The organism is Cylindrospermopsis sp. CR12 (assembly GCF_001432185.1).
Classification (GTDB): Bacteria; Cyanobacteriota; Cyanobacteriia; order Cyanobacteriales; family Nostocaceae; genus Raphidiopsis; species Raphidiopsis raciborskii.
In genome coordinates this window covers 1-16251 of record NZ_LMVE01000132.1, presented here as the reverse complement: position 1 = coordinate 16251, position 16251 = coordinate 1, and the positions used below count along the sequence as shown (strand labels likewise).

Here is a 16251-nt window from a genome sequence, read left to right as displayed (position 1 = left end):
TAAACACTTAATTAAAAAGTCAATATTATGTATTAATCGTAATCTTTAACCATTTTTGACTCTAGTTTTCCATCATAGTGTTGAAGTACATTAATTCCCCAATTAAGTCTGTGGGGGAGACCGGGAATCAATTCCCGATCTAAAAGCGCAGTCTTATCGCAGGTCATTGTAGGTTGGGTTGAGGAACGAAACCCAACAAACCCACGGGATATATTGAGTTTTCTCTACCTAACCGGGGTGCTTGGCGATCTCCCATTAGGGAGTGCCAGATTCTGGCATTTTTCATTTATGCTTGACAAGTCGAAAAATTTTACAAAAATTATTAATTATTTTCTATAAACTACTTGCATGTCTGTTCAAATAGTTTTATAATTAGGAAAAAGTAAGGTGATCTCTATTTCTTGGCGGAAACCTCTGATCACCTTACACCCCAACATGGAGGCACATAAATTATGGCACACACCAGAAACTTTATCAGCAATGTTGATGACTCTAGGGTGGTTTCACAAGCTGGTCACCGGGAACCGCTAAAACACCTATTGATTGGCTCGAAAAAGGCGGTTATTAGTACGATTCACTATCTACACGTGCTTGGTTATGCCAATGCAACTGATTGGAGTGATCTCACGCCAACTGGTAACCCTGGGGAGGTTATGAGTATTCTGGTAAGACATATTGTGATTAATTAGTTTCCTCGCTAACTCGTGGGTCTTCCCATGAGTTACAATCCTCCTGTACCAGTTAAATAAGACTGAACAGCATGCTGTCCATCACCCATATATTTTATCTGTCCATGATCTAACCAAATTATTCTTTGACAAGAATGTTTAACAAACTCTAAATCATGGGAGACCACTAAAACTGTTGCATCCGCATTCCAAAATCTTTCAATCCGCTGTTGACATTTATGCTTAAATCTTTCATCTCCCACAGATAAGACTTCATCTAAAATTAGAATGTCTGGTTGTACATCCGTAGCAATAGCAAAACCCAACCTTGCTACCATCCCAGAGGATAATCCTTTAACGGGAACTAAAGCATAATCTTGCAATTCGGCAAATTCTAAAATTGAATATGCTCTTGCTTTCATTTCCGATCTAGAAAATCCTAATAATACTCCGTAAAGTACAATATTATCCATAACGGAAATATCAGGATCAAAACCCGCGCCTAATTCGATTAAAGGTGCTATTTTGCCATTGATACGTACCTTGCCCTGGGTGGGTTGCAAAATGCCACAAATGATTTTTAAAAGTGTTGATTTCCCAGAACCATTAGCACCAATAATTCCAATTTTCTCCCCTTGTTTTACAACTAAATTTATATTATCTAAAACTAATTTTTTCACGGGTTTACGATATTTACCTTCCACAATGGAAAGTAGGGTTCTTTTTAAATCGTAGGAAAACTCTTCTTGTGTTCTTCTCCACAGGGAAACTTGGTTAAGCTGAATTACTTCCATTACAATAAGTACATAAATTGATTTCACCTAGCTGGAAGATAAATCCACGCCAGGGATGACATAATCATATCCTAAAGACCCACTAATTCTCCTGGGGGAAATCATCCCAAAGACTAGTAATCTCTCGCAAACTTTGATGATTGCCATTACCCAATATCAGATGGTCTAATATGGGAATATTTAACAGCTGTGCGCCTGATAGCAATTGTCTGGTCAAGTCTATATCTGCTTGGCTAGGCTCTAAATTACCCGAAGGATGATTATGGGCAATGATCATACGTGTTGCACCGTGTCGAATTACCTCTCGAAAAATGTCCCGGGGAGACGCTAAGGTTTCAGTTGCAGTACCAATGGTAATTATTTTCGTTCCTAAAAACCGATTTTTCACGTCTAATAGTAAAACTGCAAATTTTTCTTGACTTTGCCACATTAAGTCTTGACTCAGGGTAGCCGCAGCTGCTATGGGACTGTCAATAATCGCTCCCTCCGCAGGACGAGATAGAAAAACTCTTTTTCCTAGTTCCACCGCAGCTAGAATCGATGTGGCCTTTGCAGATCCCACACCGTGAATTTCAGTCAACTGAGCAGGGGTAGCATCCCGCAAAGCAGCTAGGGGATCCCCTTGATCTTTTCCCAGTTCTTGTAGTATGTGTTGACCCAAACCTACGGCGGATAGTTTACCAGGACCTTGTCCTGTTCCTAGTAGAATGGCAATCAGTTCCGCAGTAGCTAAAACCTTCGCCCCATGGGTAATTAGTCTTTCCCTCGGACGCTCATTTTCTGGTAGGTCACTTATTCTCAGACAATAGGTCATATCAGTGATTGTACGGTTGTGTGACAAAAACTTAGGGCTATTTTACAACCTACTAACCCAAAATATCCATCGTCAGATTTTCTAGGGCTAATCAATCAAATTTGCATCTCCTCTACTTGGATTATACGTAATAGTATGGACAAGACTTAATTTACAACGTCTTGATACACTATTTCTTGAAACTGGATGATATCTTTTTGCGGGTCTGCAAGAGCTACCTTGACTAATACCCTTTCACCTAATTTTACAGAGCGCTTAAACATCATTGGTAGTTGTAAACCTAGATCCTCAAATAAAATCAATGCCAGATTACTATCTTCCCTTAACCACATCAAAACTATCACCTCCCATACTTGTTCTAGATGACGACGTAGGTATTCTAAGGCGTAGTATCTGTTGGTTTGCCGTTCTACCATGGTTAATTCTTGGGTGGTATTGCTCACAGTCATCATCACCTCTCTGATTTGTTCAGCAGAAAAAGGTGGTTCTTCACCCCTTAAATGGGCTTTGAGTTGAAAGTGGGTGAGTAAGTCGCTGTAACGACGAATAGGGGAAGTAGCCTGAGTATAAGTGTCTAGTCCTAAACCTGCATGACGTAGGGGGGTTGTGCTCATCTCGCTTTTTGGCATACATCGACGTAGAGCGCAAAATCTCACAAACCCTGGAGGGAGTTGCAGTAATTCCTCTTCCGGTGGTAGTTCCGGTTGAGGTTGACCACGAAAGGGTAGGGGAATATTATGGCTTTTAGCATAACGTGCTGCTACTTCTCCCGCTAAAATCATCATTTCCGCCACTAATTGTCGAGATGGGGACTCATCCAATATGTCTATGCTGATCTCATCATTTTTGACTTTGATCATCGCTTCTGGCATAGTAATACTGATTGCTCCCTGGTTGTTCCTCCAGGTTTTCCTTTTCTGTGCTAAACCGGCGATCGCTTGAATTTCTGGTTCTGCTTGCACTGCCAAATCTAGCATTTCATCTACATCTTCGTAGGTCAGGCGATAGGTAGGTTTAATTAAGCAGGGATGAATACTATACTCTGCAACCCCACCACTATCATCTAGAATTACGCTGAAGCTGAGGGAACAACAAAGCCTTCCCTGTATCAGACTCATGGGACCTGTGGCCAACACTTCTGGAAACATGGGGATCATTCCTGTGGGTAGGTAAACCGTACTACCCCGTCTCCTGGCCTCTAGATCTAGCTCGTCTTCTGGTATTAACCACCGGGTGGGATCAGCAATATGTATCCAGACCCGTTGTCTTCCATCCTCCAGCAATTCACAACTTAAACCATCATCTATTTCTGTAGTGCTTTCATCATCAATAGTGTAGACTTTAAGATGCTTGAGGTCTAACCGGTTAACATCTAAATCCGCTGGTGGGGAATCCAAAATTTCTTGCGCCACTTCTAATATTTTGCTAGGGAACTGAATGGGAATTGAGGAACGACGCAGGAATAGGTTTTCATGGGGACTCCACCACCCTAGGTCGACCAGTAATTGCAAAGCTGCTGGGGGAGTTGCAGAACGTCCCAGCATATTCATAGTTTCTAATACGGAACCTGGAGGTGGATAGTTACGCACCAAAGATTCCGAATTTACCCCCATACGTATAATATCGGCTACTAAAGTAGCATATTTTTCCAGGGCATCTAAACGTTGACGGTCAGACTTTTGCCATTCTACTGTGTCACCTTTGAGTGCCCGTTCTACTCGGAGTAAAAATTCCTGTTGTCCTTGAGCTTTTTGGGTTTCTACTTCTATCTGGTGTTTTCTTTCTGCTACCTGGGAAGCACTACGCGGTTCATAAACTTCTCCCTTTTGCTTGAAAAATAGTTTGTCATCCGATAGTAAGCAATGGGCGGCATAACACTGGTATGGTAAGGTCTCAGAAAACAGTAGATTTGCCATTTGACTGGGGGTGACACTTTCTCCCTCAGCTACCAACAATTCCCAGGCTACCTCTAGACTAGATGGATCTAAGTACGGTTCAACCTGCTCCAAAAACCTGGGAATCTGTGTTGACTTATAACCCTCTCCGTTACTAATGATATAGGTTATTTGTCGGGGTGCCAGGCTGTGGGATTGACCCCTTTCATCCACTACAAACCAACGAGTCTTACCGTCTGGACGATCTACCACTCCCAGTCGGCGATCGCCTTGAACCCTAAATTCAACCAGCGTCCCCTTCTCCACAACCTTCTTACTTTCTAGTAATTTTAAATTCTATATCTTAACACTCGATTAGGCAATTTGACTGGACTAACAGCTGCCGCTTGTTTGTTTGTGGATAAAGCTATCTAAACTTATATAACTTAGTATAACTTGACCATATTACGTTCTAACGGCTTATAAACATCTGACTAGAGGCTTGACCTTGAACTTTTAGTTAGAAACTTGCTACCTAAGTAGTCTTACGATTGCTTACCATCCGCTTAAGGTCTTGCCCACGCCTCATGCCAACTATTTATATACTATACACTGGTTCACTCAAAATAACAAGCCTGTTTCCCAGGAAAGGCCCTCCTAGAAGCACGGCTTGTATTCTCAGCGCGGTAAAATCACCCAACAGCTTTACCCTTCGGCATTGATAAATGGCAACAGGGCTAGAATGCGGGCTCGTTTAATCGCCAAAGTTAATTGCCGTTGTTGCTGAGATGTCAACCCAGTAATCCTTCTTGGTAGGATCTTACCACGTTCTGTCATGAATTTACGCAGTAACTCAACATCTTTATAGTCTATGGGTTCTCCTGGTTTAATAGGTGACAGACGACGACGATAATAGCTCATTTTTTACTTAATTTCCTTGTGAACAGTATGCTTATTACAATGGGGGCAGAACTTTTTCAGCTCTAACCGACTGGTCGTGTTCCGACGATTCTTGGTGCTAGTATAGCGAGAAACGCCTGGAGAACGCTTGTCTGGATTTGTTCGACACTCGGTGCATTCTAGTGTCACTATTATGCGGGCACCTTTGCTCTTAGCCATAATTTTACAAACAGTAAAGCCGGGAGGAATTTAACACAAATAACTATCTTCTCACATATAGCCGCATTTTTTCAACTACTCGCTCAACTTTTTCCACAAATAGCCACAATGCTTAACTAATGCCTTTTTAAATATTAATTCCTTGGTGTTCATTAGTCAAGATACAATAGCTAAAGCGAATTTATTCTCTTCAATTTGTATTTAATATATTTAAAGGTGATCCACACCAGGTTTGTGGAAAATTTTTGAAGAGTTACTCAACTTTGGAAAAAATATATGTTACAGTCGGGAAATTACAATGGGTCTCCAGACTGGTCAGCTTAACAAGACCAAAGAAAATTATTGATTACTTTATTTATTTATCTATGCCATCCATTCGCCAATTACACCAACAGCTAGTCAGTAAAGAACGTTCCGCTATTGAAATTGTCCAAGACTACCTAGAACGGATTCACCTTTTAGAACCAAAGCTACACAGTTTTTTGAATATTACTGCGGAACATGCTTTAGCACAAGCTGGTAATGTAGATGGTAAGATTGCTTCAGGGGAAGAAATTAGCATTTTGGCGGGCATACCTATTGGTGTGAAAGATAACCTATGTACCAAAGGTATTGTCACCACCTGCGGGTCAAAAATTCTGGAAGGGTTTATCCCCCCTTATGAGTCAACGGTAACTCAAAAGTTAAATCAGATGGGAGCAGTGACAGTAGGAAAGACTAATTTGGATGAGTTTGCCATGGGGAGTTCTACGGAAAATTCCGCCTATCAAACCACTGCTAACCCTTGGGATATATCCACAGTTCCCGGTGGTTCCTCCGGAGGTTCAGCAGCAGCAGTAGCAGCAGCAGAATGTGTGGTATCCCTGGGTTCGGACACGGGAGGATCAATCCGTCAACCAGCTTCTTTTTGTGGTGTGGTAGGGATGAAACCTACTTATGGACTGGTTTCTCGCTACGGATTGGTTGCTTATGCTTCTTCTTTGGATCAAATAGGTCCTTTTGGTAGAACCGTGGAAGATGCAGCAATTTTGTTAAATGCGATCGCCGGTTATGATCCTCACGACTCCACCAGTTTAAAAGTGGAAATTCCCGATTACACTGCCAATTTAACCCCGGATTTAAAAGAGAAAAAACTCAAAGTGGGGGTAATTAGGGAAACCTTTGGTGAGGGTCTAGATGAGGAGGTTTCCTCAGCAGTCAACCAGGCGATCGCCCAATTAAGAGATTTAGGGGTAGAAATCCAGGAAATCTCCTGTCCTCGTTTCCGCTATGGGGTTCCCAGTTACTACATCATTGCTCCGTCAGAAGCATCAGCCAACCTTGCTCGTTATGATGGTGTGAAATATGGGATTCGCGCCCAGGATCCGGATAATTTGTTATCCATGTATAACCGCACCCGTGCCATAGGATTTGGACCAGAAGTTAAACGACGAATTATGATTGGTACTTATGCTTTAAGTGCAGGCTATTATGATGCTTATTACTTAAAAGCCCAAAAGGTTCGTACTTTGATAAAGGAAGATTTTGAACAGGCATTTACTAAAGTTGATGTTCTACTAACCCCCACAGCACCAACCACAGCATTTAAAGCTGGGGAAAAAATAACAGACCCTTTAAGTATGTATCTCAATGACCTAATGACTATTCCTGTTAATCTAGCTGGATTGCCTGCAATTAGCGTGCCCTGTGGTTTTGATAGCAAGGGTTTACCAATTGGAATGCAATTAATTGGGAAGGTGCTAAGGGAGGATCAACTTTTTCAGGTAGCCTACGCCTATGAGCAGTCAAATAACTGGCATTTAAAAACTGCCATGATATCCGAATAATTACAGTCATTTTATCGGGAGTCTTAATTGACCTAAGTAGGGAGGCACAATTATTTGTAGGACGGGTTGGCGATGGCGGGTGTTGGGTTTCACACTTCAACCCAACCTACGTTCATCTTATATTTAATTCCACCCACTTACTTAACTTAAGACCCTAGGGATAAAAATCCTGATGTGACCATTAATCCCAGAATAAACAGTATAAAAGTAATGTTCTCACAAAAAAAACTAAGAGATTCAAATCATGACTACCGCATCTGCTTACTCCCTAAATGTTCCCGGGCATCCCACTGAGCCAATCAGTAAGGAAGAATTGCGATCGCTGCTTAAAGAGGTAGAATCCCAGCTGTATCATAGCCATGCTTACCGTGCGGTTGTGGATAAAGCACAGAAACTATTTGACATATCTCATGAACAGCTCACTAATTTTAATAAGTTAATACAAGCTATTAGTAGAGAAGCGATCGCGCTAACTTTTGAGCGATTTGTCACCAAACAATCCGCTACTAGCACGGACAGTAGCAAAAATGATTCTACTGATAGTAATGATATAAAAGAACTCAGCAATCAAACGGTTAAGATATCTGAACAAGTTTTGGAAAATAGATCACAGCCAAATGATCCGAGTCCAAAACCAAAAAGCGAGCAAAAACCAGACAGGGTGAAAGGCGAAAACAAACCGGATCCACAAAAAACATTCAAAAAGTGGCCATGGCAAAATCAAAAACTTTCCAAAAGTCAACTAGTTGCAAAAAAAGCGGAGGAAGAGAGATTAGAAGCCTTACGTCAAATAGGTGCACAACTGAAAAAAGCTAGGGAATCTCAAGGGTTAACCCTACATAAACTAACTATGTATACTTATATATCACCAAATCAGATGGCAGCAGTGGAAAATGGGGAGGTGGAAAAATTGCCCGAAGATGTGTTAATTCGGGGCTTCATTAGAATTATGGGTAATGCTTTGGGATTAAATGGAGCTAATTTGGCTAATTCTTTGCCCATAAGCGACAATTGTAAATCAATTCTACCATCTTGGTATAAAAATAAAAAGCCTTCTCGATCATTGAACATGGAACTTAGTTCGACTCACTTATATTTGGGGTATACAGCTCTTGTAGCTAGTGCTCTAGGTGGGTTATCCATGATGTACGAACAGGCAAATAATCAAGGGATCAAAAATTTCCAATCAATTAATCCTTCCTTGTCATCATCATGTGGGTCAGGTGAAAAAGCCACAAATGTTAATCATCAAAGTCCCATACAGCATGGTAAAATAGGAAGTTGTTTCGGTCCTCAAATTTCCCCACCCGAGGCGCTATAGAAACTACCAGGAACAGTTGAAAGCCATCTTCATGAACAGCGACACCCAACTAAGTCTATTTAACGAATCAGTCCTTGACCAAAAGGGGCTGATTCCCACTGATGCCAAAATTCCCGTTCCCGTGGGAACCTATGTAAATGTGAACGAGTTAACACTCCACTGTGAAAATTGTCATCGGTGTGGACTGGGTAAAAATCGCACTCATGCAGTGGTAGGAAGGGGAAACCCACAAGCTAAAATCATGATTATTGGCGAAGCACCAGGACAACATGAAGATGAAACTGGCTTGCCATTTGTGGGTAAATCTGGACAGTTGTTAGATAAAATCCTGGCATCCGTGAATTTGACCACAGAGCAGGATGTGTATATATGCAACATTGTCAAATGTCGTCCACCGGAAAACCGAGTTCCTACTTCAGAGGAAAGTGATGCTTGTAGACCGTACCTATTAGAACAAATCCGCCTGATTGATCCAAAAATCATTTTATTAACAGGTGCTACTGCTGTAAAAGGGGTTACAGGTAGCAAGCTGCCAATTACGAAAATTCGCGGGCAGTGGTTAGAATGGGAAGGACGCTTATGTATGCCCATTTTTCATCCTTCCTATCTATTACGTAACCCTTCTAAAGAGCAAGGGTCCCCCAAGTGGTTAATGTGGCAAGACATACAACAAATCAGAAACAGATATGATCAAATATCAAGCAGATAACAAAGTCCCTACCAGCTGGGCCAAACGTTTCGCAGCGCCACTTTCACCCCTAGTTGTTAGTAATTGGTGTTTCATTTGAGCCAATTTGAGAGGATTTTCTAACAGGTCTAAAACCATTTCTCCCACCGCGTGAGGTGCCAAGTTACCAACCAATTCCGGGACAATTTCTCGCCCCGCCCAAATATTAGGCCAGGCCAGTAAACCCTTATTTCGGAGGAACCACCAATTAATCAATTTTGCCAAACTGGAACCCACAACGGGTAAATTTGCCAGCAGTCCCGGTAGACCATCCCAAGAGCGCATAGCATCTAATTGTTGGGTAGGTAATAACACAATCATTGGTACACCTAAAGCTCCCAGTTCAGCAGTGTTTGCTCCCACCGTAGTTAAACAAATAGCACAGGAAGATAACAAGTGATAAGCGGGGTTTTCTTGAGTCAATTCTACCATTAACCCCTCAGAAGTTTCTAGATAATTATCCTTTAAGTATGCACCTTGAAAACCAAAGGATTGGGCAAACTTGTTTTTTTGAGGATTGGCAAAACTGGCCAAGGTCAGTAAATCTAGAGTCGGTGCTACGGGTATAAAAAACTTGGTATGGGGTCTTTTAGCATAAATATATTCGGCTATAGCTAATTCTAGGGGCACACCCTGAGTCAACTTAGCAGGTTTGGATCCGGGCAAAAGTCCAACCAAGGGGGTTCCAGTATCTAAACTAGGGGACTTTGAAGTTACATAATCCTTATTAGCAGCTTCTAACATCAAGTCGCCCACAACATGAAACTTATGAATATGCTTGGGTGAAACATTTTTCATCACCTGGGAGTTCATAACTGCAAAACAGTCAATTAGACCATGCCATCTAGCTTCCCATTCCGCATAAACTAGGGTTTTGTATCCCAACCTTCTGCCAACAATTACAGAGAAAACCTGATCTCCCCCCAGAAATATCACCACACCTTTTTTACGCCAATCCCAATTTTCCGCAGTTTTGCCCGTGAATACAAACTCCCAGAAGTGTTCAGGAGCTTGAACCCTATTCACCTGTGGATAGGACTTAGCGATCCTAGCTTCCTTACCAGTAGCATGGGGACAGGGTGATAAAATCACAGAAATTCTCACCTGAGAAATATCATTGCCCAATTGTTCTCTGAGAGCTATGACCACAGGACGTACCCAAGTTGTTACTTCTCCTGGTCCATTAGAAAGAATTAGAATATCAGTCATATCTTTAGTTCTGGTAGTTCAATTCATACTCTTCCTGGGAAACCAATCATCTAAAATGGCATAAACAACTGGTACAACAACTAGACTGAGAATAGTAGAAGTAACCAAACCTCCAGCGATCGCAATTGCCATGGGGGATCGTAACTCAGATCCTGCACCAAAGCCCAAAGCAATAGGTAACATTCCCAAAATGGTGGAAAAAGTAGTAATCATAATTGGTCTAAGTCTGACAGGTGCTGCTTGCAAAATAGCTTGTGTGCGTTTCATTCCAGCTCGGCGTAGTTGGTTGATATAATCTACCAACAAAATTGCATTTTTATTTGCCTGTCCTAGCAAAAACACAAATCCGATTAGAGAGATCATACCAAAATCACTCTTAGTGAATAATAAGGCCAACATAGCTCCTACTAATGCCAAAGGTAAGGAAGCACCAATAACCAGAGGATCTACCCAACTTTTGAACAATAAAACCAAGACCAGAATAATACACAAAGCTGATAAGAGTAAGGTTGACACAAAACTACCCACCACCTCATTTTGTCTAGCAGAGTCTCCTCCTAAATCTAGAGTTACACCAGCAGGTAAAAGAGATTTGGCTTCCGTCACAATTCTATCAGTAGCATCACCAAGAGTTAAATTGCCACCCAGATTAGCACTGATATAGACCACTCGCTGCTGATTAAGTCGTTCGATTTGCAAAACTTGGTTCCTTGGATTGCCATCTCCCGTCACCGTCACATCAGCAAATCCGGGTAGGTTAATAATACGTTCTTTAATCTTTTTAGATACTGAACTTAAAGTTGCTAAATCGTTGCCGCGCAGGGCCACTTGTAATGGCTTATCTCCTCCAGTATCTACAAATTGAATATCTTCCACACTAGTATTTACACCAGGAATTTTAGGTAAAGTTTGTCGTAATTGATCCTGTAGTTGGGCAGTTTTCAGCTGGCGGTCTTTTTTTAATTTCACATAAAGATTGCCCTTATTGGGCTCACCTCCACGGGAACCAACTGTAGTAAATACTGTTTCTACATCTGGGTATTTTCTCACAACTGCTTCCAGTTTTTTTGCCACTGTTAGGGAATCTTGAAGCGGATTAGGGAGGGCAATTAGGGGTTCGGTAGGATCCTGAGCAGTTCTTAACTGCTGTAATGCTGACAAATCAGGGATTTTTGGTAGTGGTGCAGTATAGCTAATATTAAACTCACCTCGGTCTAACTTGGGTATAAAACCTTTGGGAATAAACGGGATAATAGCAAGACCGGCCACAAAACTCAGTATAGCCAATAGGATGACAATTTTTCGGTGATTGAGAGACCAGTACAGTAAATTGGCATAGGATTGGTTAACATAGTCCCCCACATTCGTCAAACTTGATAATAAATCCTGTTTTTTACCTCTCATTGGTCCCAGGGAGTAACTTTTTTTAGGCGGTTTAAGCCAGTAAATGGATAATACCGGTGAGAGAGTACGCGCTACCAATGTAGAAGCAATATAAGCTGCAGAAACAGTAATTCCGAACGGTTTGAAAAATTGTCCAACCACACCCCCCATTAAACCAATGGGTAAGAAAACAGCTATAGCTGTAGCAGTTGCTGCTACTACTGTTAGACCGATTTCATCAGTAGCTGAGTGTGCCGCTTCTTTTGAACTTTGACCATTTTGAATATGACGTAGTATGTTTTCTACATCAATAATAGCATCATCAATTACACTACCAATGATTAAAGCTAAAGCTAACAAGGTAATTGTTTCTAAGTTAAAGCCAAAATAGGCCATCACAATCAATGTAGCTAGTAAAGATATGGGAATTGCTAAAGCAGAAATTAAAGTAGCTCGCCAACTCCATAAAAAGGGAAAAATGACCACAACTGCTAGGATGATAGCTTCTATTAACGCATTTATAGTTGATTGGGTAGCTTCGCGAATATAGTCTGCTTGAGTAGCTGCTAGAGTGAATGTGACACTTTTCAGACTAGAGCGTAGCTTGTTGACTTCTTGTTCCACTTTATCTACTACTTCTAAGGTATTGGCATCTCCACGTTTTACCACCTGAAATGCTAATACATCTTTGCCATTAAATCTGATTAAATTTCCATTGTCTGAAATTAAGCTGCTAGTGTTCGGTAAAGCGGATTTTGGTGCAGCGCCCAATAGTGAGACCTTGAGTACCCCCGCTAGGTTTTCAATTGTCGGTACAATTTTTGTTTTTGCCAGTTGATGCAAGTCATCTAGGTTTTTAGATTCACTTTCAATGGCATAACTTACCACTGAGGACTCATTTAGATTCAAGGGAATAATTTTATAACTTGCTCCTGCTGGTAGTTTTACGCCCTTGAGTACACTTGTAGTTTTTTGAGTAGAACCTTCTAAATTTGTGCCAACTGCAAATAAAAGGCTAATAGCACTTTGTCCTGGATATGTAGAAGAACGAATATTATCAATTCCTGGTATAGATTTTAAACTTGCTTCTATTGGTTTAGTTAACTTTTCTTCTGTTTCTATAGCTGAGGTGATTGGTGCTTGAGCATTTACCACAACCACAGGGAAAGTAATATCTGGGAAAAGTGCGTATTTTAGGGAACTAAAAGCTAACAGGCCTGCTGCTGTTACCCCAATCCAGAAGCATACCGTCAGCCATGAAAATTTAATCGCCCACCTGGAGATATTAAAAATCTCCCGTGCGGATTTTGAGTAGTTATTTTTTACCATTGGGAGTTATGTAGCTAGGACAATCATCTAGCTATATTACATTAAACCACCGATCATTCGTTCAAAATTTATCTTAACCCGCGAGAATACCCCAGATTTATCGGGGAGTCATGCACGCTCACCCCACCTACCCAGATTGTTAAGGTCTGAGTGGTTTGGTTAGACATTAATGAGCGGTAGGATTCTGAGACCTTCTATAGCTTTATCAATTAGGTCTAACCCCTGTTGTACAGTTTCTATAGTGCTTAACTTCCCTCGTAAGTCTGCTGCTCCCATAAAATCTTTCGCATACCAGGTAAGATGTTTACGAGCTTGACGTACCCCGCGATCGCCCTTATATTCCCACAAAGCATACAAATGTTCTCTAGCACATTCTAGGCGTTGAGTGGGAGTAGGGGGAGGTAATAATTCCCCAGTTTTTAAAAAATGATCCACCTCACCTACTAGAAAGGGGTATCCCAAAGTTCCACGGGAGCACATTACACCATCTGCTCCAGTTTCTGCCAAACATTTAACAGCAGCAGCAACAGAAAAAATATCCCCATTAGCAATCACTGGAATAGAAAGTATTTGTTTAACCTTAGCTATCCATTCCCAACGAGCATTACCATTATAACCCTGGGCACGAGTTCTACCATGGACAGTAATCATTTTTGCCCCCGCATCTTCCATCCGTTTGGCAAAATCTAGAATAGTAATTTCTTTATCACTCCAGCCAATACGAGTTTTCACCGTAACCGGGACATTTACCGCTTTGACCACTTCCCTCACAATAGCTTCTGCTACCTCTGGTTGTCGTAATAAAGATGACCCGCCACCATTTTTAGTGATTTTATTCACCGGACAGCCCATATTAATATCCACAGTGTCTGCACCCTCTGCTACTGCTTTCACTGCTGCTTCTGCTAAAAAATCAGGACGACAATCAAATAACTGAATACTAATAGGGCGCTCATTAGGGTCCACCTCCATGATTTTGGGTAGTTGTTTAACATAATGTAAACCCGTAGCATTAACCATTTCAGTGTACATCATGGAATCCGGCGCATAGCGACGCACCAAGCGACGAAACACTAAATCCGTCACCCCAGACAAGGGGGACTGTAGAACCCGGCTTTTAACCTCAAAGGAGCCGATTTTTAAAGGTTGAGAAAGGCGAGATTTTAGATCAGGGGAAAGCATGGGAGGGATAGAAAATGGGAAGAGCGCATTCGTTAATCCTACAGGGTATCTTACTCCACTATATCAAAACCGCAAGCGATCGCTCTTTTTCCGGAATCATGTGCAGGCGATCGCATTTCTCCTAAACTTAAGTGGGTGGAATTAAATACAAGACCAACGTAAGTTAGGTTGAAGAAACCTATTGTTGATATTTTGCAGTTTACTAGCCAGGGAGGATAAAAAAATGAGTCAGCAAAATCAGGTCAGGAACAAATTAAATAATGCGTTAACCTCACTAATTGAGACCCTGCAAGAATTTGCCGGGCAGTCCAACTTTTGGAAAATATTTGACACAGCCTTTGGGCAAACATACAATCAGCTGCGGGTAAAAGAACTGCGTACTCAATGGAGACTAGGAGATAAGGGAGCATTACCGCTAGTAGAGATAGTCAACCAGGAGGTACTGGGCATCAGTTTAGGAGCATATAGTATAGATACAGATAAAATATATATGTCAGAGCAGTTTGTGGTAGCTGCTAAACTTGCTGATTTAGTGCTAGTGCTGTTAGAAGAATATGGTCATCACATTGATGCCCAGGTGAATGCCAAAGATACCCCAGGTGATGAGGGAGAGATTTTTGCAGCCCTAGTCTTGGGTAAAACTCTGGATGATGAGAGTTTGAGAAACCTAAGAGCAGAGGATGATTCTGCTGTTATAGCTCTAGGTGGTGAAGTGATTAAAATTGAGCAAGCAACCTTCACTGGTAGTAACAGCAATGATAGGCTAGAATTGTTAGGGAGCGCATTAGTAAGTAACGATACATATGATGGTGGGGGTGGTATAGACACCCTAATTGCGGATTATAGCAGTGCTAGTTTTGGATATTTAAATTACGCTGGCTATGGGGTAACTAACATGTATACCGATAGTTTTGAAGCTTTATTGCCTAGGTTGTGGAATTGGAACCGTGAGATATTGGTAAACTATAGCAATATAGAGATATTTGAGATTACGGGGACAGCTTATGCAGACTACCTAAGGGGCTACAGTGGAGATGATAAGCTAATTGGGGGTGAAGGAAATGATGATATTGCAGGAGGAGATGGCAATGACCTCATCAGGGGTGGAGATGGCAACGACATCCTGAAAGGGGAAGGGGGAGACGATGAAATTGAGGGTGGGCATGGTAACGATACCATTGATGGTGGCACAGGTCGTCAGGTTATTAACGGGGGAACAGGGGATGACATAGTAGTCAGTGCTAAAGCTGGGGACAGTATTGACGGGGGAGAGGGTAGTGATACGCTACAAAGCCTAGACCTAACTAGTTTAGAAGTAGATTTAGTATTGGATTTAAGAGCCACAGAACAGATAAGTGGAGATAATAACACCCGCATTAACAATTTTGAGAGCATATCATCTGTGACCCTAGGCAGTGGTTATGATACTATAATAGCTACTGGTAATTTATTAGTAAGCAATGGCAGTATTAATAGTGGGGGTGGTATAGACACCCTAATTGCGGATTATAGCAGTGCTAGTTTTGGATATTTAAATTACGCTGGCTATGGGGTAACTAACATGTGGGCAGATAGTTTTGAAGCGTATCGCCCTGTATCCGCTGGGTGGGGCCGTGAGATACTAGTAAACTATAGCAATATAGACATATTTGAGATTACGGGGACAGCTTATGCAGACTACCTAAGGGGCTATGGTGGAGATGACAAGCTGATTGGGGGTGAGGGAAATGATGATATTGCAGGAGGAGATGGCAATGACCTCATCAGGGGTGGAGATGGCAACGACATCCTGAAAGGGGAAGGGGGAGACGATGAAATTGAGGGTGGGCATGGTAACGATACCATTGATGGTGGCACAGGTCGTCAGGTTATTAACGGGGGAACAGGGGATGACATAGTAGTCAGTGCTAAAGCTGGGGACAGTATTGACGGGGGAGAGGGTAGTGATACGCTACAAAGCCTAGACCTAACTAGTTTAGAAGTAGATTTAGTATTGGATTTAAGA

14 protein-coding genes are annotated in these 16251 nt (G+C 41.7%); 5 read left to right on the top strand and 9 right to left on the bottom strand.

Annotation, left to right across the window (positions count from 1 at the left end; all coding sequences use genetic code 11):
• Nucleotides 1–163: 163 nt before the first annotated feature.
• On the bottom strand, nucleotides 164–286 hold the full coding sequence (locus ASL19_RS18850; RefSeq protein WP_006278304.1) for a hypothetical protein: 123 nt from the start codon (nucleotides 284–286) through the stop codon (nucleotides 164–166).
• Nucleotides 287–452: 166 nt separating this feature from the next.
• On the opposite strand from ASL19_RS18850, the gene ASL19_RS15320 reads away from it, so the two are divergent.
• On the top strand, nucleotides 453–689 hold the full coding sequence (locus ASL19_RS15320; RefSeq protein WP_057178997.1) for a hypothetical protein: 237 nt from the start codon (nucleotides 453–455) through the stop codon (nucleotides 687–689).
• Between the two features lie 32 nt (nucleotides 690–721).
• Here the strand turns inward: ASL19_RS15320 and ASL19_RS15315 are convergent, their stop codons facing one another.
• The 5 genes from ASL19_RS15315 to rpmG all read right to left on the bottom strand — a co-directional run bounded on the left by ASL19_RS15315 (nucleotide 722) and on the right by rpmG (nucleotide 5269).
• Nucleotides 722–1462 carry an ABC transporter ATP-binding protein gene (locus tag ASL19_RS15315; protein WP_006278306.1) on the bottom strand — a complete coding sequence of 247 codons (741 nt, stop codon included), beginning with the start codon at nucleotides 1460–1462 and terminating at the stop codon, nucleotides 722–724.
• An 82-nt stretch (nucleotides 1463–1544) separates the two neighbouring features.
• Nucleotides 1545–2276 carry a DNA repair protein RadC gene (gene radC, locus ASL19_RS15310; protein WP_006278307.1) on the bottom strand — a complete coding sequence of 244 codons (732 nt, stop codon included), beginning with the start codon at nucleotides 2274–2276 and terminating at the stop codon, nucleotides 1545–1547.
• A 146-nt stretch (nucleotides 2277–2422) separates the two neighbouring features.
• Nucleotides 2423–4477 (bottom strand): ribonuclease catalytic domain-containing protein, encoded by a 2055-nt coding sequence (locus ASL19_RS15305; protein WP_057178996.1) that lies wholly within the window; start codon nucleotides 4475–4477, stop codon nucleotides 2423–2425.
• A 378-nt stretch (nucleotides 4478–4855) separates the two neighbouring features.
• Nucleotides 4856–5071 (bottom strand): 30S ribosomal protein S18, encoded by a 216-nt coding sequence (gene rpsR, locus ASL19_RS15300; RefSeq protein ID WP_057178995.1) that lies wholly within the window; start codon nucleotides 5069–5071, stop codon nucleotides 4856–4858.
• A gap of 3 nt (nucleotides 5072–5074) precedes the next feature.
• Complete coding sequence (rpmG, locus tag ASL19_RS17000; RefSeq protein ID WP_071985094.1) at nucleotides 5075–5269, bottom strand: 50S ribosomal protein L33; 195 nt, start codon at nucleotides 5267–5269, stop codon at nucleotides 5075–5077.
• 365 nt (nucleotides 5270–5634) lie between these two features.
• Here rpmG and gatA point away from each other — a divergent pair, with 365 nt between their 5' ends.
• The 3 genes from gatA to ASL19_RS15285 all read left to right on the top strand — a co-directional run bounded on the left by gatA (nucleotide 5635) and on the right by ASL19_RS15285 (nucleotide 9125).
• Nucleotides 5635–7095, top strand: a complete 1461-nt coding sequence (gene gatA / locus ASL19_RS15295; protein ID WP_057178994.1) for an Asp-tRNA(Asn)/Glu-tRNA(Gln) amidotransferase subunit GatA — start codon at nucleotides 5635–5637, stop codon at nucleotides 7093–7095.
• A gap of 244 nt (nucleotides 7096–7339) precedes the next feature.
• A complete protein-coding gene (locus tag ASL19_RS15290) occupies nucleotides 7340–8416 on the top strand; it encodes a helix-turn-helix domain-containing protein (protein WP_057178993.1) in 1077 nt (358 codons plus the stop codon).
• Nucleotides 8417–8447: 31 nt separating this feature from the next.
• On the top strand, nucleotides 8448–9125 hold the full coding sequence (locus tag ASL19_RS15285) for a uracil-DNA glycosylase family protein (RefSeq protein WP_057178992.1): 678 nt from the start codon (nucleotides 8448–8450) through the stop codon (nucleotides 9123–9125).
• Here ASL19_RS15285 and ASL19_RS15280 read toward each other — a convergent pair.
• The 3 genes from ASL19_RS15280 to dusB form a co-directional block, all read right to left on the bottom strand.
• Nucleotides 9114–10352, bottom strand: coding sequence for a hypothetical protein (locus ASL19_RS15280; RefSeq protein WP_057178991.1), 1239 nt, complete (start codon nucleotides 10350–10352; stop codon nucleotides 9114–9116). The genes ASL19_RS15285 and ASL19_RS15280 overlap by 12 nt on opposite strands.
• An 18-nt stretch (nucleotides 10353–10370) precedes the next feature.
• A complete protein-coding gene (locus ASL19_RS15275) occupies nucleotides 10371–13064 on the bottom strand; it encodes an efflux RND transporter permease subunit (RefSeq protein ID WP_057178990.1) in 2694 nt (897 codons plus the stop codon).
• Between the two features lie 159 nt (nucleotides 13065–13223).
• Nucleotides 13224–14246, bottom strand: a complete 1023-nt coding sequence (dusB, locus tag ASL19_RS15270; protein ID WP_006278315.1) for a tRNA dihydrouridine synthase DusB — start codon at nucleotides 14244–14246, stop codon at nucleotides 13224–13226.
• A gap of 223 nt (nucleotides 14247–14469) precedes the next feature.
• On the opposite strand from dusB, the gene ASL19_RS17190 reads away from it, so the two are divergent.
• Nucleotides 14470–16251 (top strand): calcium-binding protein (locus tag ASL19_RS17190; RefSeq protein ID WP_161808613.1); only part of this gene is annotated, 1782 nt, incomplete at its 3' end.

Coding starts and splice junctions, on each gene's coding strand:
- ASL19_RS18850 (WP_006278304.1), bottom strand. CDS start 286: ATGAAAAATGCCAGAATCTGGCACTCCCTAATGGGAGATCGCCAAGCA.
- ASL19_RS15320 (WP_057178997.1), top strand. CDS start 453: ATGGCACACACCAGAAACTTTATCAGCAATGTTGATGACTCTAGGGTG.
- ASL19_RS15315 (WP_006278306.1), bottom strand. CDS start 1,462: ATGGAAGTAATTCAGCTTAACCAAGTTTCCCTGTGGAGAAGAACACAA.
- radC (WP_006278307.1), bottom strand. CDS start 2,276: ATGACCTATTGTCTGAGAATAAGTGACCTACCAGAAAATGAGCGTCCG.
- rpsR (WP_057178995.1), bottom strand. CDS start 5,071: ATGAGCTATTATCGTCGTCGTCTGTCACCTATTAAACCAGGAGAACCC.
- rpmG (WP_071985094.1), bottom strand. CDS start 5,269: ATGGCTAAGAGCAAAGGTGCCCGCATAATAGTGACACTAGAATGCACC.
- gatA (WP_057178994.1), top strand. CDS start 5,635: ATGCCATCCATTCGCCAATTACACCAACAGCTAGTCAGTAAAGAACGT.
- ASL19_RS15290 (WP_057178993.1), top strand. CDS start 7,340: ATGACTACCGCATCTGCTTACTCCCTAAATGTTCCCGGGCATCCCACT.
- ASL19_RS15285 (WP_057178992.1), top strand. CDS start 8,448: ATGAACAGCGACACCCAACTAAGTCTATTTAACGAATCAGTCCTTGAC.
- ASL19_RS15280 (WP_057178991.1), bottom strand. CDS start 10,352: ATGACTGATATTCTAATTCTTTCTAATGGACCAGGAGAAGTAACAACT.
- ASL19_RS15275 (WP_057178990.1), bottom strand. CDS start 13,064: ATGGTAAAAAATAACTACTCAAAATCCGCACGGGAGATTTTTAATATC.
- dusB (WP_006278315.1), bottom strand. CDS start 14,246: ATGCTTTCCCCTGATCTAAAATCTCGCCTTTCTCAACCTTTAAAAATC.